Annotated in this window: 22 protein-coding genes; 7 read left to right on the forward strand and 15 right to left on the reverse strand. The window is 69.1% G+C overall.

Going from position 1 to position 22,927, the window contains the following annotated elements; genetic code table 11:
• Positions 1–102: 102 nt before the first annotated feature.
• Both ACHAA3_RS16155 and ACHAA3_RS16160 read right to left on the reverse strand, forming a co-directional pair.
• Positions 103–2,604, reverse strand: a complete 2,502-nt coding sequence (locus ACHAA3_RS16155; protein WP_435710115.1) for a glycoside hydrolase family 65 protein — start codon at positions 2,602–2,604, stop codon at positions 103–105.
• Positions 2,601–3,311 (reverse strand): HAD family hydrolase, encoded by a 711-nt coding sequence (locus ACHAA3_RS16160; RefSeq protein WP_435710116.1) that lies wholly within the window; start codon positions 3,309–3,311, stop codon positions 2,601–2,603. Before ACHAA3_RS16160 ends, ACHAA3_RS16155 begins: the two co-directional genes overlap by 4 nt.
• A gap of 134 nt (positions 3,312–3,445) precedes the next feature.
• On the opposite strand from ACHAA3_RS16160, the gene ACHAA3_RS16165 reads away from it, so the two are divergent.
• On the forward strand, positions 3,446–4,624 hold the full coding sequence (locus tag ACHAA3_RS16165; protein ID WP_435710117.1) for an arginine deiminase: 1,179 nt from the start codon (positions 3,446–3,448) through the stop codon (positions 4,622–4,624).
• 23 nt (positions 4,625–4,647) lie between these two features.
• Here the strand turns inward: ACHAA3_RS16165 and ACHAA3_RS16170 are convergent, their stop codons facing one another.
• Positions 4,648–5,487 (reverse strand): DUF5926 family protein, encoded by an 840-nt coding sequence (locus tag ACHAA3_RS16170; protein ID WP_435710118.1) that lies wholly within the window; start codon positions 5,485–5,487, stop codon positions 4,648–4,650.
• Positions 5,488–5,542: 55 nt separating this feature from the next.
• A complete protein-coding gene (locus ACHAA3_RS16175; protein WP_435710119.1) occupies positions 5,543–5,938 on the reverse strand; it encodes an ATP-binding protein in 396 nt (131 codons plus the stop codon).
• 130 nt (positions 5,939–6,068) lie between these two features.
• On the opposite strand from ACHAA3_RS16175, the gene ACHAA3_RS16180 reads away from it, so the two are divergent.
• Positions 6,069–6,386 (forward strand): rhodanese-like domain-containing protein, encoded by a 318-nt coding sequence (locus ACHAA3_RS16180; RefSeq protein ID WP_435710120.1) that lies wholly within the window; start codon positions 6,069–6,071, stop codon positions 6,384–6,386.
• Positions 6,387–6,468: 82 nt separating this feature from the next.
• On the opposite strand, the gene ACHAA3_RS16185 is transcribed toward ACHAA3_RS16180, so the two are convergent.
• The 3 genes from ACHAA3_RS16185 to ACHAA3_RS16195 form a co-directional block, all read right to left on the reverse strand.
• The gene (locus ACHAA3_RS16185; protein WP_435710121.1) at positions 6,469–6,747 is read right to left on the reverse strand and encodes an HU family DNA-binding protein; all 279 of its coding nucleotides are present in this window, start codon (positions 6,745–6,747) and stop codon (positions 6,469–6,471) included.
• A gap of 152 nt (positions 6,748–6,899) precedes the next feature.
• Positions 6,900–7,544, reverse strand: coding sequence for a leucyl/phenylalanyl-tRNA--protein transferase (gene aat / locus ACHAA3_RS16190; RefSeq protein ID WP_435710151.1), 645 nt, complete (start codon positions 7,542–7,544; stop codon positions 6,900–6,902).
• On the reverse strand, positions 7,544–8,515 hold the full coding sequence (locus ACHAA3_RS16195; RefSeq protein WP_435710122.1) for a phosphotransferase family protein: 972 nt from the start codon (positions 8,513–8,515) through the stop codon (positions 7,544–7,546). Before ACHAA3_RS16195 ends, aat begins: the two co-directional genes overlap by 1 nt.
• Positions 8,516–8,547: 32 nt before the next feature.
• Here ACHAA3_RS16195 and ACHAA3_RS16200 point away from each other — a divergent pair, with 32 nt between their 5' ends.
• Complete coding sequence (locus tag ACHAA3_RS16200; RefSeq protein WP_435710123.1) at positions 8,548–9,222, forward strand: EcsC family protein; 675 nt, start codon at positions 8,548–8,550, stop codon at positions 9,220–9,222.
• On the opposite strand, the gene ACHAA3_RS16205 is transcribed toward ACHAA3_RS16200, so the two are convergent.
• Genes ACHAA3_RS16205 through ACHAA3_RS16215 form a run of 3 tightly spaced genes read right to left on the reverse strand, consistent with a single transcriptional unit; the run spans position 9,212 to position 13,652 of the window.
• Entirely contained in the window at positions 9,212–10,138 is a 927-nt protein-coding gene (locus ACHAA3_RS16205) for a hydroxymethylglutaryl-CoA lyase (protein WP_435710124.1), read from the reverse strand. The genes ACHAA3_RS16200 and ACHAA3_RS16205 overlap by 11 nt on opposite strands.
• Positions 10,135–12,063: an acetyl/propionyl/methylcrotonyl-CoA carboxylase subunit alpha gene (locus ACHAA3_RS16210; RefSeq protein WP_435710125.1), complete on the reverse strand. Its 1,929-nt coding sequence runs from the start codon at positions 12,061–12,063 to the stop codon at positions 10,135–10,137. The genes ACHAA3_RS16205 and ACHAA3_RS16210 overlap by 4 nt, the downstream gene beginning before the upstream one ends.
• A 5-nt stretch (positions 12,064–12,068) precedes the next feature.
• Positions 12,069–13,652 carry a carboxyl transferase domain-containing protein gene (locus ACHAA3_RS16215; protein WP_435710126.1) on the reverse strand — a complete coding sequence of 528 codons (1,584 nt, stop codon included), beginning with the start codon at positions 13,650–13,652 and terminating at the stop codon, positions 12,069–12,071.
• Between the two features lie 56 nt (positions 13,653–13,708).
• Between ACHAA3_RS16215 and ACHAA3_RS16220 the strand changes: the two genes are divergently transcribed.
• The gene (locus ACHAA3_RS16220; protein ID WP_435710127.1) at positions 13,709–14,284 is read left to right on the forward strand and encodes a TetR/AcrR family transcriptional regulator; all 576 of its coding nucleotides are present in this window, start codon (positions 13,709–13,711) and stop codon (positions 14,282–14,284) included.
• Here ACHAA3_RS16220 and ACHAA3_RS16225 read toward each other — a convergent pair.
• Positions 14,199–15,125 carry an EamA family transporter gene (locus tag ACHAA3_RS16225; protein WP_435710128.1) on the reverse strand — a complete coding sequence of 309 codons (927 nt, stop codon included), beginning with the start codon at positions 15,123–15,125 and terminating at the stop codon, positions 14,199–14,201. The two genes, ACHAA3_RS16220 and ACHAA3_RS16225, sit on opposite strands and share 86 nt — an antisense overlap.
• Positions 15,126–15,197: 72 nt before the next feature.
• Here ACHAA3_RS16225 and ACHAA3_RS16230 point away from each other — a divergent pair, with 72 nt between their 5' ends.
• A complete protein-coding gene (locus ACHAA3_RS16230) occupies positions 15,198–16,094 on the forward strand; it encodes a LysR family transcriptional regulator (RefSeq protein WP_435710129.1) in 897 nt (298 codons plus the stop codon).
• Here ACHAA3_RS16230 and ACHAA3_RS16235 read toward each other — a convergent pair.
• Both ACHAA3_RS16235 and ACHAA3_RS16240 read right to left on the reverse strand, forming a co-directional pair.
• Positions 16,087–17,715: an FMN-binding glutamate synthase family protein gene (locus tag ACHAA3_RS16235; RefSeq protein ID WP_435710130.1), complete on the reverse strand. Its 1,629-nt coding sequence runs from the start codon at positions 17,713–17,715 to the stop codon at positions 16,087–16,089. The genes ACHAA3_RS16230 and ACHAA3_RS16235 overlap by 8 nt on opposite strands.
• A gap of 45 nt (positions 17,716–17,760) precedes the next feature.
• Positions 17,761–19,278, reverse strand: coding sequence for an MFS transporter (locus ACHAA3_RS16240; protein ID WP_435710131.1), 1,518 nt, complete (start codon positions 19,276–19,278; stop codon positions 17,761–17,763).
• Between the two features lie 136 nt (positions 19,279–19,414).
• Here ACHAA3_RS16240 and ACHAA3_RS16245 point away from each other — a divergent pair, with 136 nt between their 5' ends.
• Both ACHAA3_RS16245 and ACHAA3_RS16250 read left to right on the forward strand, forming a co-directional pair.
• Positions 19,415–19,939 (forward strand): TetR/AcrR family transcriptional regulator, encoded by a 525-nt coding sequence (locus ACHAA3_RS16245; RefSeq protein ID WP_435710132.1) that lies wholly within the window; start codon positions 19,415–19,417, stop codon positions 19,937–19,939.
• Positions 19,940–20,015: 76 nt separating this feature from the next.
• Complete coding sequence (locus tag ACHAA3_RS16250; protein WP_435710133.1) at positions 20,016–21,185, forward strand: glycerophosphodiester phosphodiesterase; 1,170 nt, start codon at positions 20,016–20,018, stop codon at positions 21,183–21,185.
• A gap of 126 nt (positions 21,186–21,311) precedes the next feature.
• On the opposite strand, the gene ACHAA3_RS16255 is transcribed toward ACHAA3_RS16250, so the two are convergent.
• Positions 21,312–22,085, reverse strand: a complete 774-nt coding sequence (locus ACHAA3_RS16255; protein ID WP_435710134.1) for a class I SAM-dependent methyltransferase — start codon at positions 22,083–22,085, stop codon at positions 21,312–21,314.
• A gap of 36 nt (positions 22,086–22,121) precedes the next feature.
• Positions 22,122–22,922 carry a crotonase/enoyl-CoA hydratase family protein gene (locus ACHAA3_RS16260; RefSeq protein ID WP_435710135.1) on the reverse strand — a complete coding sequence of 267 codons (801 nt, stop codon included), beginning with the start codon at positions 22,920–22,922 and terminating at the stop codon, positions 22,122–22,124.
• Between the last annotated feature and the right edge of the window lie 5 nt (positions 22,923–22,927).

Genomic DNA, 22,927 nt, shown 5'->3' on the forward strand with positions numbered 1-22,927 from the left:
GCCCAGAAGCGGTGACGTAGCGACCCATCACCGACCCCGAAGGGACGCCACGGCACCGCCCTCGGGAACGAAAGGACGCTAGGTCACCGCTCCCGGGGCGGGTCAGGCGCCGGGAACGATCGCGGTGATGGTGGTGCCGTCGGCACGTCTGCGGCCGGGGACCGGGGGCGGTTCGCCCTCGAGCCGCGGGCCCTGCCCGTCCAGGGGCACGGTCACAGGGTTGCCCGCCGACACCGTGATCTCGGTGCCGCGCACCGACAGCGTGACCTGCTCGCCGGACTCGATCATCAGCTCCAGCGATGCGTCGCGCACCGTCACCCTGACGCGCGAGTCGCGCACCGTCAGGCGATAGGTCAACGCCTCCCACGACGCCGGCAGGCGCGGGTCGATCGAGAACGCACCTCCGTGGTCGCGGAACCCACCGAACCCGCTGACCAGCGCGCTCCAGACACCGCCGGTCGAGGCCACGTGCACGCCGTCGGTGGTGTTGCCGTGGCGATCGGCGAGGTCGACGAACAGTGAGGCGTTGAAGTACCGCAGCGCCAGGTCGTGATAGCCGACCTCGGCGGCGATGATCGACTGCACGACCGCCGACAGCGTGGAGTCGCCGGTCGTGATCGGGTCGTAGTACTCGAAGTCGGCGCGCTTCTCGGCATCGGTGAAGTGATTGCCCTGCAGGAACAGCGCCAGGACGACGTCAGCCTGCTTGAGCACCTGGAAGCGATAGATCACCAGCGGGTGGTAGTGCAGCAGCAGGGGCCGCTTGTCCAGCGGGGTGTTCTCCAGGTCCCACACCTCGCGGTCCAGGAAGTGCTGGTCCTGCGGATGGATGCCCAGGTGCTCGTCGAATGGGATGGCCATGTCGTCGGCCGCCTTCTCCCAGGCCTCGACCTCTCTCATGTCCAGCGTCAGCCGCTTGAGCAGCCGCTCGAACTCGATGCCGTCGCGTACGGCCAGCTCGCGGACCGCCTGGGCCGCGTGCCGCAGGTTGAAGCGGGCCATGACGTTGGTGAAGAGGTTGTCGTTGACGACGGTGGTGTACTCATCGGGCCCCGTGACGCTGTGGATGTGGAACGCGCCGTCCTCCTCGTTGCGCCAGAAGCCGAGGTCGACCCACATGCGCGCCGTGCCGACCAGCACGTCGACACCCTCGCGGGTCAGGAAGTCGATGTCGCCGGTGGCCGCGATGTACTTGCTCAGCGCGAACGCGATATCGGCATCGATGTGGTACTGCGCGGTGCCGGCCGCGTAGTAGGCAGAGGCCTCCTCGCCGTTGATGGTGCGCCAGGGAAACAGCGCCCCGTTCTGGGCGAGCTGGCGGGCCCGCGAGCGGGCCATGTCCAGCAAGGAGTGGCGGAACCGCAGGGCGTTGCGGGCGGCGCGCGGCGACGTATAGGTCAAGAACGGCAGGACGTAGACCTCGGTGTCCCAGAAGTAGTGGCCGCCGTAGCCCGACCCCGTCAGGCCCTTGGCCGGGATGCCGGCACCCTCGGCGCGCGCCGAGGCCTGCGCCAGCTGGAACAGGTTCCATCGGGTGGCCTGCTGCACCTCCGGCTGGCCGGTGATCTCGACGTCCGAGCGCTCCCAGAACCGGTCGAGCCACTCGCGCTGGTCGGCCAGATGCACCTCGACGCCCTGCTCGTGCGCACGATCCAACGTGCGGCGGCAGCGGTCGAGCAGCTCGCGCGACGGCACGCCGCGCGACGTATGATAGCTGACCAGCTTGGTCAGGCGGATCGGCCGGCCGGGCTCGGCATCGACCCGGTAGGTCATCTTGGCGAGGTCGTCGCCGGTCTGGATGCGCTGCGTGTAGTCGTTCTCCGTCTCGAACACGTGGTCGGCCGCGACGGCGATCGTCATGCCGCTGTCGGCGCACTGGTAGCCCAGCGCCACCCGTCCGTGGTCGATGTCCCCGGAGTTGCCCTGTGGCACCAGGACCCGCCGTTGCAGGGACTCGGCCTTGCGCGGGTCGAAACCTTCGCCCATCGCCTTGGAGCGCACGTGGTACTCGTCCTCGCCGTCCTGACGGTTCAGGACCTGCGAAGAGATCGCGACCGGCGCTCGGTCGTCGAGCATCGTGACCTCGAAGGTCATCACGGCGAGGTGGCGCTGGGTGAAGGAGACCATGCGCTGGGACCGGATCTGCACGCGCTTGCCGCTGGGGGTGCGCCACACGATCTCGCGGGTCAGCACGCCGGTACGAAAGTCCAGACGCCGCTCGTAGTCCACGAGGTCGGCGACCGAGATCAGCAGCGGCTCGTCGTCGACGTACAGACGGATGACCTTGGCGTCAGGCACGTTCACGATGGTCTGACCCACCTGGGCGAAGCCGAAGGCCTCCTCGGCGTGCTGGATCGGCCACGTCTCGTGAAATCCGTTGATGAAGGTGCCGTGGGCGTGGGAGTCGCGCCCCTCCTCCACGTTGCCGCGCATGCCCAGATAGCCGTTGCTGACCGCGAAGAGCGTCTCGGACAGGCCGAGCGCGTCGTGATCGAGATCGCGCTCGACCAGGGCCCACTCGTCGATCGGGAACCGGGTGCGATCCAGGGGATCGCGGACCTCAGGAGCGCGGTGCGACGGGCCCCGGTGCTGCCCACCGCTCACAGCAGCTCCTGCAGATCCGACACGACGATGTCGGCGCCGTGCTCCTTGAGTGCGTCCGCTCCGGCACCTCGATCCACCCCGACCACCAGGCCGAAGTGGCCCGACCGGCCAGCCCTGACGCCCGAGAGCGCATCCTCGAGCACCACGGCCCTCTCCTTGGGCACGTCGAGCTGCACCGCGGCGTCGAGGAAGGTGTCGGCGGCGGGCTTGCCTGCGAGATGACGCGCGGAGGCGACAGCACCGTCGACGATCACGGGAAAGTGCTCGATCATGCCAGCGGCCTCGAGCACCCGGGGCGCGTTGCGCGAGCTCGACACGATGGCCAGCTTGATGCCACGTGCGACGAGCGCCTCGACCAGCGCCACGGATCCCGGGTACGGCTCCACCCCCTCGTCGTCCAGGATGCGCTCGAAGGCGTCGTTCTTGCGGTTGCCCAGTCCGCAGACCGTCTCAGCGGTGGCGTCGTCGGACGGATCACCCTCCGGCAGGTCGATGTCGCGCGAGGACAGGAACGACCTCACCCCCTCGTAGCGCGGCTTGCCGTCGACGAACTGGTGGTAGTCGTCGAGCGAGTAGTCCGCGTCGAGACCACGTCCCTCGAGGAAGGCGTTGAACATCGACGACCAGGCGCGCTGATGCACGTCCGCCGTGGGCGTGACGACGCCGTCGAGGTCGAACAGGGCCGCGTCGAAATCATTCCAGTCCACGCTGATGAGCCTACGCGCGGTCGGTCCCGCGATCACCGGTGCCCACACGCCCCGATGGTGCGCCAGCACGCGCACCTCACGTTCCGCGCGAGCACCTCTCAGAACCTCGTGACACACCTCACTAGGGTGGATCCATGACGTCAGGATCAGACAGTGAGGTCGGCCGCCTGCGCACCGTGATGCTGCACCGGCCCGGCCCGGAGATCGCCCGCCTGACACCACGCAACAACGACAGCCTGCTCTTCGACGCCATCCCCTGGCTCGGGAGGGCCCAGGACGAGCACGACGCGTTCGCCCAGGCGTTGCGCGACCGCGACGTCGAGGTGCTCTACCTGTCGCACCTGCTGACCGAGACGCTCCAGATTCGCGCAGCACGGCAGCAGATCATCGACAGCACACTGCTCGGGCTGTTCGTCGGACCGGTCCTGCAGGACGCGATCGCCGACCTGCTCGCCGGAGCGGACCCCGACCAGCTCGCCACGATCCTGATGGCCGGTCTGCGCAACGATGAGGTCCATCAGCAGCGCAGCGTGGCGCATGCCCTGATGCAGCCCGAGGACTTCCTGATCAACCCGCTGCCCAATCTGCTGTTCACCCGCGACTCGTCGGTGTGGCTGCCGGGACGGGTCGCCGTCACCAGCCTCGCGATGCCCGCGCGGGTCCGCGAGACCCAGCTGACCGGGCTGATCTATCAGCACCACCCGCGGTTCGCCGGTGTCGAACGCATCCACGGCCCACACCTGGAGCACCTCGAGGGCGGAGACGTGCTGCTGCTGGCGCCTGGCGTCATGGCGGTGGGCGTCGGCGAGCGCACCACGCCCGCCGGGTTCGAGCGCTTCGCGCGCCAGGTGCTCGGTGCCGACCTGGCCCAGACGGTGCTGGCGGTGCCGATCGCGCAGGAGCGCGCCACCATGCACCTCGACACGATCGTCACGATGGTCGACGTCGACACCGTCGTGATCTACCCCAACATGGCCGCGGGCCTGCGCGCCCATCCGGTGACCTGGCAGGACGATCTCGTGATCGGCGCCGAGGGATCGTTCTTCGAGATCGCCGCCGAGGCCATGGGCATCGACACCCTGCACCGCATCGACACCGGGCTGGACCCGGTGACCGCCGAGCGTGAGCAGTGGGACGACGGCAACAACACGCTCGCGATCGCGCCCCGCCTCACCGTGGCCTACGAGCGCAACGAGCAGACCAACGAACGACTGCGCGAGCACGGCATCGACGTCGTGGCGATCAGCGGATCCGAGCTCGGCTCAGGCCGCGGCGGACCCCGCTGCATGTCGTGCCCGATCCTGCGGGACTGAGCGCCGCCGGGGCGTCCTCACCGTCAGCGGATCGAGACCTGACGGCTGACGATGTTGCTCCGGGCCGAACGATGCTGCGGCGTGAGGGGTGTGGTGTCGGCGAGCGCGGTGGCCAGACGTGACTCGAACGCCACCGCCGGCTCCTCCAGTGCGGCGGCGTCGACCTCGAACTCCCACACCGGAACCAACAGGCCGTGGGCTCGGAAGTGCCCGATCAGCCTGCTGTCCTCGGTCAGCGTGTCCTGACCATCGGCCTGCAGACGGGCCAACGCGTCGAGCAGGTCCGTGTCCTCGTGCGGCATGACCCAGCGCAGGTACCGGTGGGCGCCCATCTCGGTCCAGTACGCACCCTCGACGGAGGACAGTCGCACCGTGGGGGCCACCGATTCGTTGGCCTCCTCCAGCAGGGCCGCACTGTCCTCGCCGGTGTCGACGCCCTCGAGCCAGTGGTCGAACCCTTCGTGCACCTCGACGTCGAACGCGGCAGACGGGTCGATCAGGTCCTGCAGGCGCGGGCCGACGCCGGGATCGGTCATCACGACGGCGTTGCCCGGCTCGACTTCAGCGGCGAGGTCAATGACGTGGGCCAGATCGCGCGAGATGTCGCCGAAGTTGTGCATGACCTGCAACCCGAGCCACACCTCGCCGTCGGGCCGCACGATGCCGGGCCCGCCTCCGGGCAGCAGCGAGCAGACCTTGACCTCGCGGCCGTCCCTGAGCTGCACCGTTGCCGTCGCGGACGGCACGAACTCACGCAGCGCGATCCAGTCAGCCTCGTGCGGAAGCCCCTCGAAGGTGCGTGCCACGTACGGCATGCGCTCCTTCTTGGCGGCGCGGTTCTTGATCCTCGACTTCTTGCCCATGGCAGTCAGCCTAGGCCCTGGACAGCCAGCCCCTGCAGGTGTGCCTGCGGGCAGGTCAGCGAGGCGACAGCTGCAGCTCCGCGTTGACCCGCGTGCCATGGCTCATGTCGACCCACCAGCGGTCGGCGACCGTGCTGATGATCGACAGACCGCGACCGCTCAGAGAATCCTCGTCGAAGTCGACGGGCTTCAGCGACCCGCCGGATCCGGCGTCGAGCACGCTGAGCTCGAGCAGGTCGCCATTGATCGACCAGCTGATCTCCATGCCGCCCTCACTGGTGGGGCTGCCGTGGCTCACCGCGTTGGCAATCATCTCGCTGACCACGATCAGGGCGTCGTCGATGACCGTCGGGGCCGCCCGGTTGATGGTCAGGAAGGACGCCAGGCGGGTCCGTGCGATGGCGGGGGTGGAGGACTCGAACGGCAGGACGACGACATCATGTGCGTCCACAGTCGTACCTCCGATGGCGAGTTGATGAGCACGAAGAACTAGGTCCGGCCGTCCAATCTAGCCACCTGAGGCTCACGAATCCAGCCCCATCCCCTTCACGGGTATCACCGGGACCGTGGACGATGGATGAATGAACCCCTCTGAGATCCCCTGCACCGACGTCGCAGACCTGCCCGATCCTCTGCCCGACGACCTCGTCGTCCTCGATGTACGCGAGCCCCACGAGTGGGAGGCCGGGCACATCGCTGGCGCCACCCACGTCCCGCTGGGCGACCTGCCGGGCCGCGCCGACGAGCTCGACCCGCAGAAGCGGACGGTCGTCGTCTGTCATCTCGGCGGACGGTCCGCCCAGGCCACTGAGTTCTTGCAGATGCGCGGCCTCGACGCCATCAACCTCACCGGCGGCATGGACGCCTGGGAGTCCGCGGGTCGCCCCGTCGAGCGCTGATCTCCTCCGCACACCGCTGTCACGCGTGCAGAAGGCCCCCGAACCCGTGAGGGTCGGGGGCCTTTCGCCGAGATGGCGAGATCTACTTGGCTGCAGCCTTGAGGCGCGAGCCGACGCTGACCTTGACGCCGTAGCCGGCGGGGATGTTGATGGTCTCGCCGGTGGAGGGGTTGCGACCGGTGCGGGCGGCACGCTCGACGCGCTCGACCGACAGGATGCCGGGGATCGAGACCTTCTCACCCTGGCCGACCGACTCGAGCAGGATCTCGCTGAAGGACGAGAGGACCGCGTCGGCGTCGGACTTGGTGGTGCCGGCCTTGTCGGCGAGAGCTGCCACGAGGTCGTTGCGAGAGATAGCCACTGAAACTCCTAGTAAACGTTGGGTATGTGCGTCGATCAGTCTATGGATGGTGCCCGCACGAAATCGCCCACCCCGGGGCGAACCGTGCGTGGCGTGTCACGGTAAAGGGCCAAGAACAGGCTCCAGTGGCTGACCAAACCTGGCGTGGAAGGTCACCAGACCTGGCGTGGGGGCTCGCTGACCAGCTCGCCGATGGCACTCAGGTAGTCCGTGCGTGCCAGCTCCACGACGCCCAGAGACGCCAGGTGTGGCGTGCTCCACTGCACGTCGATCAGCCCGTGATCCCAGCGGCGAGCCAGCTCGACGAGCGCTGCCTTCGAGGCGTCGGTGGCGTGGTGGAACATCGACTCCCCTGCGAACAGACCGCCGATCGCCAGTCCGTACAGGCCCCCCACCAGCTGCCCATGGTCGTCGCGGGTCTCGACCGAGTGCGCCCAACCCAGCTCGTGCAGGCGTTGGTAGGCCGCACGGATGTCCTCGTCGATCCAGGCGCCCGGCCGGTCCGGATCGGCGCACGCGTCCATGACCTCGTCGAACGACTGATCCACCGTCATGGTGAAGCGCGGCAGCGAACGTCGCAGAGATCGGCTGACGTGCAGCTCGGCCGGGTGCAGCACGCCGCGCATCATCGGCGACCACCACAGCAGCAGGTCGTCGTGCGGCATCGGGAAGGCACCGAGGCGGTAGGCCTCGATCACGGTGGAGGGATCGAGGTCCGCGCCGCCGGCCACGCAGTCGTCATCGGGCCAGGCGGCGGGGTCGAACTCCCAGGGTGAAGGAGGCAGTGGCCGAGGCATCACGAGTCGAGCACCTCCAGCAGGTGCACACGGGGCGCCTCTCCCCACTCCTGCCAGTCCTGTGCCGTGGCCTCGGAAAGACAGCGCCACCACGTCAGCGACCGATTGACCGCGTGGGTCAGCGCGACATCTGGCCAGTCGTGCTCGAGATCCGACACCTCGACCCCCCACACCTCGGCGAACTCCCCCAGGATGGGCGCCCACGGCAGGTCCGAGAGATCGGTGACCACACCGAAGGGCACCATCAGGGTCTCGAGGGCGTGCGCCCACTGACTGTCACCGAAGTCGAACAGGCGCGTCTGCGTCTCGCGGACGAACGCATTGCCCGGGTGCAGGTCGCCGTGCTGCCAGGTGGCCGGGATCCGGGACCCCTCGAGACGCGCGGCGGCGTCCACGAGCCGCGGCCGCGCCGCGCGCAGGCGCCCCGTCAGCTCGGCCGAGACGTGCGCAGGATGCTGATCGGGCAGGTCGGCGTAGACGGCGAGCAGTCGATCGAAGCGGTCCACGGTCGTGTGTGGTGCGCAGTTCGGAAGCCCGGTGGCGAGAAGACGATCGCGGTGACCGGCCACCAGACGCTGCGCCTCGGCGATGGTGCGGACGACCCGGCGCCAGTCCTGGACGGTCGGGTCGTGCTCGTCCAGCAGGGTCCTGCCCTGATCGGCGGTCAGCATCCAGCCGCGGTCGGCGTCGACGGCGACGAGGGGCGACACGGTGCTTGGCGCGATCTCGGCCAGCGCCGCGTGCAGCGCCGGCTCGAAGGCCATCGATCCGCAACCGGCCTTGAACCACCAGCGGCCTGCGTCGGTGGGGGCGATCAGCTGGGTCGACCATGGCCGGACCCGGATCTGCTCGATCGGACCGGTCAGTGCACGACCGGCGCGGCGCACCTGGTCCTCGATCCAGCCCGTGGCGGCCGACCTCCAGGTGGGGTCCGTGACGCGTTGGGAGAACGGCGGCTGCGACGGTGCCATGCGCTTCACCCTAGAACTCCTATGCTGGCTTCATGGGTGTTCGTGACAGAGTCGCTAGGAAGGCTGGCTCGTCGCTGGCTCCTCGGTTTGCCGGATCGTTCGTGCGCGGCACGCTCGACAAGGCCATCGACGGCATCGGGCCACTGCGATCGGCCGGCGCTGCCGCCGACGCACGTCTCGTCGACCATGGTGGCGACGTCGAGGCGGCGATCAGCTCGTGGGTGCATCAGCACACCATCCTGGCCGGGGCGCAGGGATTCGTCACCAACGTCGGCGGCCTCGCGACCTATGCAGTGTCGGTGCCCGCCAACGTGGTCGGGGTGACGCTGGTGCAGTGCCACCTCGTGGCCGGCATCGCGCACCTGCGGGGCTACGACCTGGAGAATCCGCGGGTGCGCAACGCCATCTTGGCCTGCATGCTCGGCGAGGACACCGTGAAGTCGTTGGTCAAGAAGCACCGCCTGCCGTCCTCACCGATGGCACTGGCCACCTCACCGGTCCACGATCCGGAGCTGGACGAGACGCTCGGTCGCGAGGTCACCTCCGAGATCGTCGCGCGCGCGGCCGGCAAACGGGCCGTGACGCTGATCGGTCGGCGCGTCCCGCTGGTCGGAGGCGCCGTCGGCGCCTCCAGCGACGCCCTGGCCACGCGACAGATCGGCCAGTACGCCGCCGAAGAGCTCCGCGAACGCCGCCTCAGCCACTGAAGTTGCCGCTGAGGGCGCGGACCACGGCGGACGCAGGGGGCTTGGCGAGGTGGTCGGCCATCCAGGTCGACGTCGCGACCAGGGCCTGCAGGTCGACGCCGTGGCCGATCCCCAGGCCGTCGAGCATCCAGACGAGGTCCTCAGTGGCCAGGTTCCCCGTCGCGCTGTGGGCGTAGGGGCAGCCGCCGAGGCCGCCGGCTGATGCATCGAAGGTCGTGACGCCGTGCTGGAGTGCCGCGAAGGTGTTGGCCAGCGCCTGACCATAGGTGTCGTGGAAGTGCATCGCGAGGCGATCGACGACGACCCCCTCGCCCGCGAACGCCTCGAGCAGCGCGCCGACGTGACCCGCTGTGCCGACGCCGATCGTGTCACCGAGCGACAGCTGGCTCGCCCCAAGATCGAGCAGTCGACGGCCGGTGGCGACCACCTGATCGATCGGCACCTCGCCCTCCCACGGATCGCCGAAGCACATCGAGATGTACGCACGGACGTCGAGCCCGGCCTCGAGGGCCCGGCGCATGGTGGGCTCGAACGCCTCGAACTGGCCGTCGAGCGTGGAGTTGAGGTTCTTGGCGGCGAATGTCTCGGTGGCGCTGGCGAACACGGCCACGTGGGAGCAACCGGCGTCGAGGGCCCGGTCGAGGCCACGTTCGTTGGGCACCAGCACCGGCAGCGGAACCGTGCCGGCAAGGTCGAGGCGGGCGACCACCTCAGCGGCATCGGCCAGCTGCGGCACCCACCGGGGGTGCACGAAGCTGGTGGCCTCCACGATCGGGAGCCCGGCTGCGACCAGCCGCTCGATGAACTCGACCTTCGTGTCGACCGGGACCAGCGCCGACTCGTTCTGCAGACCATCGCGCGGACCGACCTCGTAGATCGTGACGGTCTCGGGCATTCCGGGGGAGGAATGGCTCATGAGCCCGTTCCCTGTGACTCGTCAGCGGGTCTCCGTGACTCGTCAGCGGTGATGGTGAAGAGGGGGGCGGCCATCGTGACCTGGGAGCCGGGCAACGCCGCCACCGTCTCGACGATGCCGTCGAAGGGAGCCGTGAGCGCCAGCTCCATCTTCATCGCCTCCAGGGTGCCGAGGACGTCCCCCGCGGCCACCGTGTCGCCGACTGCGACGCGCACGTCGAGCACGGTGCCGGGCATGGGGGCCGTGATGTCGCCGTCGCCGACCGCAGCGGCGGAGCCCAGCCGGTCGGGAGCTGCGAACACGTGTCGTTCGCCGTGCACCACGACCTCCACCCCGTTGGGAAGCGCCTGGACGGTGGCGCGCACCCGGGTGCCGTCGACATCGACGACCAGCAGGGCACCGTCCGACGCCACGAGCCGCACGGCCCACGTCTGGTCGTCGTCGCGCACTGTTCCGGCGGTTCGATCCACGAGCAGGTCGCGATCGAGCCGCACACGGGTCGAGGCAACAGGTGCTCCGAGCCGGAACCCGTCAGAACCGAAGGCATCGTGGCTCCGCGCCGCTTGCGCAGCCACGAACCAGGCCGCCACCGCACGGGGACCGTCCGCATCGGGACGGGGCAGAACGGCGGTGTCCAGCCACGCGGTGTCGATGGTGCAGTCGGTGAACTCGGGCGAGGCGGCCAGCGCGCGCAGGAAGCCGGTGTTGGTGGTCAGGCCGAGGATCGCGGTGTCGTCGAGCGCCGCCACCAGCGCTCTCCGCGCCGACTCGCGATCGGGCCCGCGCACGATGATCTTGCCGAGCATCGGGTCGTAGGAAGTGCTGACCACCTGACCCGACTCCAGCGCAGCATCGACGCGGGCGTGCTTCGGCCAGCGCACCAGGTCGGCGGTGCCGGCCTGCGGCAGGAATCCACCGAAGGAGTCCTCGGCGTAGACGCGCGCCTCCATGGCGTGACCACGGAGGCGCACATCGTCCTGCCCGAGGGCCAGCGGCTGGCCCGCTGCGATGCGCAGCTGGTGCTCGACCAGGTCGATCTCGCCAGCCGGGCCGGCACAGATCAGCTCGGTGACCGGGTGCTCGACCTGCAGGCGCGTGTTCATCTCCAGGAAGTACGCCTCGCCTGTGTCGGCGTCGAGCAGGAACTCGACCGTGCCCGCGTTGGTGTAGCCGACATGACCGGCGAGATCGACCGCCGCCCGGGTGATGCTGGCGCGGGTCGCCTCGTCGATCGTGGGCGCCGGCGCCTCCTCGATCACCTTCTGGTGGCGACGCTGGGTCGAGCAGTCGCGCTCGAACAGGTGGATGACGTGTCCGTGGTGATCGGCCAGGATCTGGACCTCGATGTGCCGGCCGTGCTCGACGTACTTCTCCAGCAGCATGGTGTCGTCGCCGAACGCGGACGCCGCCTCACGCTTGGCCGCCGCGATCGACTCGTCGAGATCATCCGCGGCGCGCACCACCCGCATGCCCTTGCCGCCGCCCCCGGCAGCCGCCTTGACCAGCATGGGGAATCCGGCGTCCTCACCTCTCGGGACGACCGGCACCCCCGCAGCGATCGCGATCTCTCGGGCCGCGTCCTTGCGACCCATCTGATCCATGACCTCGGCGGTCGGGCCCACCATCACGAGTCCGGCGTCGACCACCGCAGCGGCGAACTCCGATCGCTCGGACAAGAACCCGTAACCCGGATGCAACGCCTGGGCCCCGGACGAGACGGCTGCCGAGACCACCTCGTCGACATCGAGATAGCTCTCGATGCGGACGGCGGCATCGGCAGCCCGCACGTGCGGTGCGTGCGCGTCGATGTCGGTGAACACGGCGACCGAACGGACCCCGAGGCGGCGACACGTCCGCATGATGCGCAGGGCGATCTCGCCGCGGTTGGCCACCAGAACGGTCTCGAAGATCATGGCTCTCGACATGTCGCTCACATCCGGAAGACGCCGAAGTCGGTCGGCGTCTGGGTCGGGGCAGGTGTGGAGACCACCTGCAGGGCCATGCCGAGGATCCGACGGGTGTCGGCCGGCTCGATGATGCCGTCGTCCCACAGTCTCGCGGTCGCGTAGTACGGCGAGCCCTGCCGCTCGAACTGTTCGCGGATGGGAGCCCGGAACGCGTCCTCGTCCTCGCTGGACCAGTCCTCGCCGCGGGCCTCGAAGCCGTCGCGGCGCAGCGTCGCCAGCACGGCAGCCGCTTGCTCCCCGCCCATCACCGAGGTGCGCGAGTTCGGCCACGTCCACAGGAACCGCGGGTCGTAGGCACGCCCGCACATGCCGTAGTTCCCGGCGCCGTAGGAGCCACCGATCACGACGGTCAGCTTCGGCACCACCGACGTGGCGACGGCCGTGACGAGCTTGGCGCCGTCCTTGGCGATGCCGCGGTTCTCGTACTCACGCCCCACCATGAAACCCGCGATGTTCTGCAGGAACAGCAACGGGATGCCGCGCTGGTTGGCCAGCTCGATGAAGTGCGCACCCTTGAGGGCCGACTCGCTGAACAGGATGCCGTTGTTGGCCACGATGGCGACCTGGTGTCCGTGGATGTGCGCGAATCCACACACCAGGGAGTCTCCGTACAGCGGCTTGAACTCGTGCAGCCGAGAACCGTCGACCAGCCGGTCGATGACGTCGTGCACGTCGTAGGGCGTGCGCGCGTCCGCCGGGATCACGTCGCCGATTCCGGCCGGGTCGTGCAGCGGCTCGATCGACTCGCGATCGGCCACCGCCTGGGTCTGCGGAACGGTCTCGAGGATCGAGCGCACCAGCTCCAGCGCGTGTGCGTCGTCCTCGGCGAGGTGGTCGACGACTCCCGACGTGCGCGCATGCACCTCGCCGCCCCCGAGGTCCTCGGCGGTCACGACCTCGCCCGTCGCCGCCTTGACCAGCGGCGGACCGGCGAGGAACACCGTTCCCTGGTCACGCACGATCACGGTCTCGTCGCTCATCGCCGGGACGTAGGCGCCGCCGGCGGTGCACGAACCCATCACGGCGGCGACCTGCGCGATCGACCGGGCCGACATGTTCGCCTGGTTGAAGAAGATGCGACCGAAGTGCTCACGGTCGGGGAACACCTCGTCCTGCATCGGCAGGAATGCTCCCCCGGAGTCGACCAGGTAGACGCACGGCAGGTGGTTCTGCTCGGCGATGGCCTGCGCGCGCAGGTGCTTCTTGACCGTCATCGGGTAGTAGGTGCCTCCCTTGACGGTCGCGTCGTTGGCCACGACCACGCACAGGCGCCCGGAGATGCGACCGATGCCGGTGATGATCCCCGCGCTCGGCACAGTGCTCCCTGCGCCCGAGCCCGGCGTGTCGTCGTACATGTCGTGGGCGGCCAACGGGGCGATCTCGAGGAAGGGCGATCCCGGGTCGAGCAGCCGATCGACGCGGTCACGGGGCAGCAGCTTGCCGCGCGCCACGTGTCGCTCGCGCGAGGACTGCGGACCGCCGGCTCGGGCGGTCGCCAGGCGCTCGCGCAGGGTGTCGACGAGTCCAGTCATGGTGATGTCGGACATGGGGCTGAGACTAGCACCGCCGGTTAACGATCATTAACCTCCTCTACGCTGGACCGGTGCCCACTCCCCGACGCGCCCAGATCCTCGACACAGCCGCCGAGCTCTTCGCGGCGCGGGGATTCCACGGTGTCTCCGTGCACGACATCGGTGCGGCGTGCGGTATCAGCGGACCGGCGATCTACAAGCACTTCGCCGGCAAGGACGCGATCCTCGCCGAGTCGCTGACCTCGATCAGCGAGCGGCACGTGGCCGAGGCTCGGGCCCGCACCGCAGAGCACCGCGACCCGGCGGTCGCCCTCGACGCCCTGATCGCCTGGCACATCGACTTCGCGGTGGACCATCCCGCACTGATCGTGATCCAGGAGCGCGAGTGGTCCAACCTGCACCTCGAGGACCGCGAGATCGTGCGCGGACTGCAGCTGGACTACATCGACGTGTGGGTCACCGTGCTGCGCCGACTGCGTCTCGATCTCTCGGCGGCCGAGGCGCGTGCGGCGGTGCAGGCCACGTTCGGCCTGTTGAACTCAACCCCCCACAGCGCGCGGATCAGCGCCGACTCGATGCGGGCGCTGCTGGCTCCGATGGCACGCTCGGCACTGCTGGTGCCCGGCGACCGGGTGCCCGGCGACTGATCGTCGCGATGGCGACACCGACCAGCATCACCGTGCCGCCGGCCAGCTCGAGCGCGGTGGGCACCTCACCCTGGACCAGCCAGGCCGTGACGATGCCGATCGGCGGGACCAGCAGCACGAACGGCACCACCGACCCGGCCGGGTGCCGCGCCAGCAGCGAGTTCCAGATGCCGTAGCCGATCAGCGATGCCCCGATCGCGGTGTAGAGCGTGCTGGCGATCGCGATGCCCGACAGGTTGACCAGGGCCTGGCCGACCTCGTCGGGACCGTCGATCAGCAGGGACAGCGCCGCTGCCGGAACGGGCACGACCAGCGCCGACCACACCACCAGCGACAACCCGGACGTGACACCTGCGGCTCGACTCACCACGTTGCCGATCGCCCAGGACAGCGCAGCGCCCAGCACGACCAGCAGGGGCACCACCGGTGAGCTGAATCCGTGCGCCAGGGCGACCGTGGCGAGTCCGGTGGTGCCCATCAGGGCACCGAGGGCCTGCTTGCGGGAGGGGCGTTCGTGCAGGGCAACGGCTGCGATGGCGATGGTGAAGATCACCTGGGCCTGCAGCAGCAGCGAGGCCAGCCCGGCCGGCAGCCCGAGATCCAGCGCGATGTACAGCAGGCTGAACTGGCCGAGGCTCATGAACACGCCCACGGCCACCACGGCGCGCCACCCGGCGGCCGGACGGCCGACGAGGAACACCAAGGGAAAGGCCACCAGCACGAAGCGCAGGGCCAGGAACAGCAGCGGCGGCACGTCGTCGAGCCCGGCGTCGATCACCACGAAGTTGGCGCCCCACAGGATCATCACCAGCACGGCGAGGAGGGAGTGCTTGAGCGGCATGTCCTCAGTCTGCGGCCCTCGATCATCAATCACCAGCGATGGTTTCTGCACGGATCACCGTAGGGTTGCTTCATGGTCGATATCGCTGCGCTGCGCGCGCTGATCTCGGTGCGGGACCACGGCAGCATCGTGGCGGCCGCCGAGGCCCTGGACTTCACCCCTTCGGCGGTCTCGCAGCAGATCAAGAAGCTGGAGCGCACCAGTCGGGTTCCGATGCTCGAGCGGGTCGGCCGCACCGTGATCCTCACCGAGCGTGGTCGCCTGCTGGCCGAGCGCGGCCAGGTGCTGCTGGCCGATCTCGAGCAGGTGGAGAGCCTCGCCGCCGGCGGAACCGAGGACCTGCGCGGAAGTCTGCGGCTCGCCTCGTTCTCGACCGCCACGGCGGGCATCGTCGCACCACTGGTCGCTCGACTCCGCTCCACGGCGCCCGATCTGGAGGTGGTGGTGATCGAGTCGGACCCACGCGAGACCGTCAGCGTGATCCAGCGTGGCGGGGCCGACCTCGGGATCGTCCACGACTGGACGGGCCTGCAGCTCGACGTCCCCGGCTCCCTCGAACGGCGACCGCTGATGGACGATGTCGCCGACGTCCTCCTGCACCGGGACCACCCGCTGGCCGGTCGGGACTCGGTCAGTGCGAGCGAGCTGCTGGCCGACCGGTGGATCACCACCCTGGCTGGGACGATCTGCCACGAGTGGTTGATGCACATGTTCGCGCTGCACGGCGAGCGACCCGACACCCGGTACTTCGACGGGGCCTACGGCACCCACGTCGCCATGGTCGACCGTGGCGCTGCCGTCGCGCTCGTGCCGCGCCTCGGACGCCCCGTCCTGCCGGAGAGCGTGGTGGCCGTCCCGGTGACCGATCCTTCACCGCGGCGCAGCGTCAGCGCCGTGTGGCGGGCCTCGACGGCCGAGAACCCGGCCCGTCGACACGTCGAGCAGCAGCTGCTGCACGTGGTCAGCTGAACGTGTTCGGATTGAAGCCCGACGGTCGGTTCGCGACACGGTCACGAAAGTCGTCGGGATCGGCCAGCGCCCAGTCGTCCGCCCATTCCTTCGGCACGTCCTGCAGCAGCTGACCGGGCGTCAGCCACTCGTGCAGCTCGGCGTAGGTCGTGGTGATCTGGTGCTCGAGGCGACGGTGCAGCAGTCCCGGATGCAGCTGCGTGACGGAGTCGAGCCCCATCGAGCTGACGATCTGGTGAGCGCTGGCCACGGTCTGGGCGTGGAAGTTGCGCACCCGCACCGACTTGTCGTCGACCCGCAGTGCCCTCGCACGGTACGGGTCCTGGGTCGCGACACCCACCGGGCAGTGGTTGGTGTGGCAGACCTGAGCCTGGATGCAGCCGATCGCGAACATCATGGCCCGGGCCGAGAGCGTGAAGTCCGCGCCCTGGCAGATGCGCTTGACGATGTCGATGCCGGTCGCGATCTTGCCACTGGCCCCGACCTTGACGTGGCTGCGCACGCCGACTCCGGTCAGGGCGTTGTGCACGAAGACCAGACCCTCGGTCAGGGGCATGCCGACGTGATCGGCGAACTCCACCGGAGCGGCGCCAGTGCCGCCCTCGGAGCCGTCGACGATCACGAAGTCGGGGTAGGACTGCCGATCGACCATCGCCTTGCAGATCGCGAGGAACTCGTGCCGCGACCCGACGCACAGCTTGATGCCGACCGGCTTGCCGCCGCTGAGCTCGCGCAGCTGCTCGATGAACTCCAGCAGGCCCCGGGGCGTCGTGAAGGCTGTATGCGCCGGCGGGGAGACCACCGTCCTGCCCAGCGGGACGCCGCGGGTGTCGGCGATCTCCTGATTGACCTTGACTCCCGGGAGCACGCCGCCGAGGCCGGGCTTGGCTCCCTGGGAGAGCTTGATCGAGATGGTCTTCACACTCGCCCCGCGCGCCTTCTCGGCGAACTGGTCGGGGTCGAAGTGCCCCTCCTCGGTGCGGCAGCCGAAGTATCCCGAGGCGATCTGCCAGTTCAGGTCGCCACCGTGCTCGAGGTGGTACGAGCTGATCGCGCCCTCGCCGGTGTCGTGCAGGAAACCGCCCATCGCGGCGCCTGCGTTCAGTGCCTCGATCGCGTTGCCCGACAACGATCCGAAGCTCATCGCCGACACGTTGAACAGCGACATGTCGTACGGCTGGGTGCACTGGGGTCCACCGACCATGACGCTGGGGATGCTGCCGTGCGACGTCTTCGCGCCCATCGAGTGGGTCACGAACTCGTACCCGATGGAGTTGACGTCGCGCTCGGTGCCGAACGGGCTGGCGTCCTCCTCGCCCTTGGCCCGGGCATAGACGAGGGCGCGGGTCTCCCGGTCGAACGGTGCACCATCGGTGTTGCGCTCGATGAAGTACTGCTGCAGCTCGGGTCGGATGGCCTCCATCGCGAACCGTGCGTGCCCCAGCACCGGATAGTTGCGCAGGATGCTGTGCTTCGTCTGCACGAGGTCGTGGACGCCGACCAGACCGATGGCCAGCAACGGCGCCGCCAGGACCCACCACACCGCCGAGGTCAGCACCGCCAGCGCTCCCACCGCGACTCCGGCCACCACGATCGCCATCACGCCTACCCACCTGATCATGGCTTCATCGTGCCAGCCGGTCAGGCGCCGTGCAGGACCTGGACCTCACACGCCACGCAGCGCGCGCCAGCTCACGGCTGCGGCGCCGAGGACGACCACGATCGCCACCGCCGACGTGCTCTGCACGCCGAGGTCGAACGCCGCGGCAGCCGAGGCCCGCAGCTGCTCACCGACCTCGTTGGGGTACTGAGCCGCCGTGTCCAGCGTGCTGCCGAGCGTCTCGAACGACCCGTCGCGCTCGCCGAACTGCGCCACGGCCGGCACCGTCAGATGAGAGCGGAAGACACCGGTCAGGATCGTGCCCAGAACCGCCGTCCCCAGCACGGCACCGATCTCGTAGGCGGTCTCGGAGATCGCGGCAGCCGCTCCGGCGCGCTCCGGCGGCACGCTGGACAGCATGAGGTCGTTGGTGATCGTCTCGGCCAGGCCGATGCCGATTCCCATCAGGCTGAACGCGAGTCCCACCGAGAACACCGAGGGGACCGGCGTCAGGGCCATGAGCCCGTAGCCCAGCGCCGAGCCGCCGAAGCTGGCCGTGACCAGCACCCGAGCGGAGAAACGGCGCAGCAGCGCGACCGCGGCGAACCCCCCGACCACCGTGACGACGAGCCCGGGCAGGAGCACCAGGGCGGCGTCCATGGCCGTGAGACCGAGCACCAGCTGCAGCAGCTGGGCGCCCAGGAACAGGAAGCCGGTCAGGGCCGTCAGGCTCAGCAGATTGGCGACGATCGCTCCGCTGAAGACCCGGTTGCCGAACAGGGACAGGTCGATCATCGGGTGCTCGCTGCGCCTCAGCCGGCGAATCAGCGTGCGGCCCGAGACGATGGCCAGTGCGAACGCCGCCGCAGCGATCAGGTCGAGTCCCTCGTGCGCGGCGTGCTTGATGCCGTAGACGAACGGCAGCATCACCGTCAGCGACAGGACGATCGCCGGCAGGTCCAGCGGTCCGGGCGAGGGATCGCGCGACTCGGGCAGCAGGAATCCGGCCAGCACGACCAGCACGATCACGACGGGGACGTTGATCAGGAACACCGAGCCCCACCAGAAGTGGCCCAGCAGGTAGCCGCCGAGCACCGGGCCGAGCGCCGCGCCGCCGGAGAACATCGCGGCCCAGGTCGCGATGGCGATCCGCCGCTGGTCGGGGTGCACGAACAGGTTGCGCAGCAGCGACAGGGTCGAGGGCATCAGGGTCGCGCCGAACACACCGAGCAGCAGACGCGACACCACGAGCATGTCGGCGCTGGTGCTGTAGGCCGCGAGCAGCGACGTCGCGCCGAACCCGGCAGCACCGATCACCAGCAGCCGACGGCGACCGACCCGGTCGCCGAGGCTGCCCATCGCGATCAGCAGCCCGGCCAGCATGATCGCGTAGATGTCCACCATCCACAGCAGCTGAGCGCCCGAGGGCCGCAGGTCGACGCTGACCGCGGGCAGCGCGAACGTCAGCACCGTGTTGTCGACCGAGACCATCAGGACCGGCAGCATCAGGACGGCCAACGCCGTCCATTCGCGGACTCCCGCCCGCGGGGCCGCGCTCGACCGGACCTCGGTGATCGTGTTCATGATGCTCCTCCTCGTGGAACTCGTGTGTACCGTCTGGCCGGTACATCTTTACTATACCGACCAGACGGTACACCTTGCGGGTCCGCTGGGCCACGTCGCGCGACGTGATCTCGGTCGCGCGGCCTAGGGTTGGGCCATGCCCGACGACCGCAGCACGCGCGACCGCCTCCTCGACGCCTTCGAGACGCTGCTGGTCACGTCGGGCAGCCGTGCCGCCACTCTCGATGCGGTGGCCGCGGGCGCGGAGGTCTCCAAGGGCGGCCTGCTGTACCACTTCCACAGCAAGGACGACCTCGTCGCCGCGATGCTGGACCGCCTGCGCGAGCAGGGCGAGGCCGACGTCGCAATCATGCGCACCCACGATCTGGGCCCCGTCGAGTACTACCTCGTCACGTCCGTCGACAGCGGCAGCGACCTGGACCGTGCACTGGTCGCCGCAGCTCGCATCGCCCAGGAGAACGACTCCCGAGCGGCCGCGGCGCTGGCCGACCTGCGCGAGGGGTGGTTCGGGGTCATGGCCGAGCATCTCGGCGACGAGGCCTTGGCCCGCACGATCCAGCTGATCGGCGATGGTCTGTACTTCGACAACACCACGGGCCTCAGCGAGGGCGATGCGCTGTCGCACGTCCGCGACGTCCTGCGTCGCCTCGACGTGCTCTGAGGCGCGCCTCCAGACGTTCATCTGACCGGTTGACGCAGTCCACCCGCAGGACACCTGCGTCCCGTGCACTGAAGGCATGACACATATCGGGGGATTTGTGCGGCGCGGCATGCGCCGAACCTTCACACCAGCCATCGTTCTTGCCGTCGCACTCGTCGGAGGCGCCATGACCGTCCCAGCCACCGGAGCCACTCCCACGCTGCCCCGGGCCACCGAGGGCGACCGCTCCGGGCGGACGGTCGAGGTGTTCGGCCACCGCGGAGCCTCGGGCTACCGCCCCGAGCACACGCTCGCCGCCTACAAGCTGGCCATCCGCCAGGGCGCCGACTACATCGAGCCCGACCTCGTCAGCACCAAGGACGGCGTGCTCGTGGCCCGTCACGAGAACGAGATCAGCGGCACCACCGACGTCGCCGATCGTCCTGAGTTCGCCGACCGCAAGGCGACCAAGTCGATCGACGGCAGCCCGATCACCGGCTGGTTCACCGAGGACTTCACCCTGCGCGAGCTGCGCACCCTGCGGGCCAAGGAACGGCTGCCGCAGGTCCGCCCCGGCAACACGGCCTACGACGGCCGCTACAAGGTGCCGACCTTCGACGAGGTTCTCGCGTTGGCCCGCATCGAGAGCATCCGCCAGGGTCGGCGCATCGGCGTCGCGCCCGAGACCAAGCACCCCACCTACTTCCAGCAGATCGGCCTGCCGTTCGAGAAGCCTCTGCTGCGCTCGTTGACCCGCTTCGGACTCAACCACCCGCGCGCCAAGGTCGTGATCCAGTCCTTCGAGACCACGAACCTCAAGGAGCTCTCGCGCAAGACGCGCGTGCCGCTCGTGCAGCTGACGTCGGCGACGGGCGCTCCGTTCGACCTGATCACCGCCGGCGATTCGCGCACCTACGCCGACCTGATGACACCCACCGGACTGCGCGAGGTCTCCCGGTACGCCGACTGGCTGGGCCCGGAGAAGAACAGCGTCATCCCGCGCACGCCGGCCGGGGCCCTCGCCCGGCCGTCTCGGGTGGTCGGCGACGCTCACCGGGTCGGACTGAAGGTCGTCGCCTACACGTTCCGCGTCGAGAACCAGTTCCTGCCCACGGACTTCCGCATCGGCACGGACCCCAACGCACGAGGCGACCTCGCTGGCGAGATCTCCGCCTTCGCCGACGCCGGTCTGGACGCGGTGTTCTCCGACAACCCCGACATCGCGGTCGAGGCACTGCGCCGCCAGCGCGTCACCGCCGGTTCCTGAGGCCAACCTCGCCTGGGGCGGTGACTTTGCGTCCTTTCCCAGCGTTGGGCGGTGGGCCTGCGTCCCATCAGGGGTCGTGAAAGAACGCAGACCCACCGCTACCTGGGACACCGGCCCCAACCTCGATCAGTTCTTGCGGATCTCCAGGAACATGCTGGGGCCGAAGTCGGACTTCGCCAGGGGGCCCTGCAGTCGCTTCTCGATCGCGAGCATGAGCTTGGTCGGCAGCAGCTTCTTGAGGCGAGGGCTGCGCAGGTTCGAGACCGACAGCTTCTGGTGCACGCGGAGGCCGGCATCGGCCAGCTGGGCGGTGACCGTGTCGATGTTGTGGTTCACGAACGCGATGGCGTCGGGCTCGTCGGCCTTGACGGTGCGAATGCTCACCGGGGTCGCGGGCAGCTGCTTGCCCTGCTTCTTGAACGAGCGGCGGTTCATGAAGTGCCCGTAGTTGGCGACCTCGATGATCGCGGTGCCGCCGGGCGCGAGCACGCGCGCGATCTCGGCGAACTCGGCGCTCGGCTCAGGCAGGTGGTGCATGACGCGGACCATCGTGATCAGGTCGAGCTCGCCGTCGGCGAACGTGAGGTCGTCGGCCTGCATCTGCACCTGCGCGACATCGGTGCCCTCGAGCAGCTTCGCCGCGGCGTCGAGCTGGGTGCGGCTCGGCTCGGCGAGCGTCACGTGATCGGAGAAGGTGCGCAGCAACAGGCACAGTCGTCCGTACCCACCACCGATGTCGGCGGCCTTGCCGAAACGGCGACCCTTGAGGAGCCGCCCGATCGCGATGTGCTCGGCGCCGTTCTCGTAGGCCCGCTCGTCGAAGTAGGTCGTGTAGTCGTACCCACGGTCGTACTGGTCGGCGACCTTCTTGCCCGGCTGGTCAGGTGTCTGCTCATTCACTCCGCTGACTCTAACAACTCCCCGCACCGGCGCTCGTCACCCGAAGGTGCGGTCCCCGAAGGTGGGGTCCTGCTTGCGCATGCCCGCCTCACGAGCGATCTTCGTGTTCGGCGACGTGAACATCTTGGACTGCAGACGCCTCTCGCGGCGCATGGCGCCGCGGTAGGAGCCCCGCTGGTTGCGGTACAGCAGCTGCTTGGTCGCCGCGACCGAGTCGGGCGAGCGCTCACAGATCTGGTCGATGAACGCCAGCGCCTGCTTGAGCGGGTCGTCGGCCACCTCCGTCGCCAGGCCCAGCTCGAAGGCTTCAGTCCCGGAGATGACCTCTCCGGTCATCGCGAGGCGCTGCAGGACGTCGACCGGCAGGTTCTCGATGAAGGGCACCGTGCCGCCCATGTCGGGCACGAGCCCCCACTTGGCCTCGAGGATCGACCACTGCGCATCGGGCTTCGTGAACCGGAAGTCCGCACCCGCGGCGAGCTGCACGCCTGCGCCGTAGCAGTGGCCGTGGATGACGGCGATCACTGGAACGGGCATGTCGCGCCAGATGGTGGTCACCTTCTGGAAGCGGTTGACCGTGCGCCCGCCGGCGAAGAAGAAGCGAGCGACGCGGCGCTTGTCGGCGAAGGCCGACGCGAAGTCGAGCCCCGCGCAGAACGACCGGCCGGAGCCCTGGATCACGACGGCCCGGATCGACCTGTTCGTCTTCAGCGCCTCGGCCGCGGCGAGCAGCTGGGTGATCAGCTCGAGATCGAAGCCGTTCAGCTGATCGGGCCGGTTCAGGGTGACGAAGGCGACCGGGCCCTCGATCGTGGTCAGCACGCGGTCTTCAACCATGTGCG

This window comes from Aeromicrobium sp. CF3.5 (assembly GCF_051262695.1).
Classification (GTDB): domain Bacteria; phylum Actinomycetota; class Actinomycetes; order Propionibacteriales; family Nocardioidaceae; genus Aeromicrobium.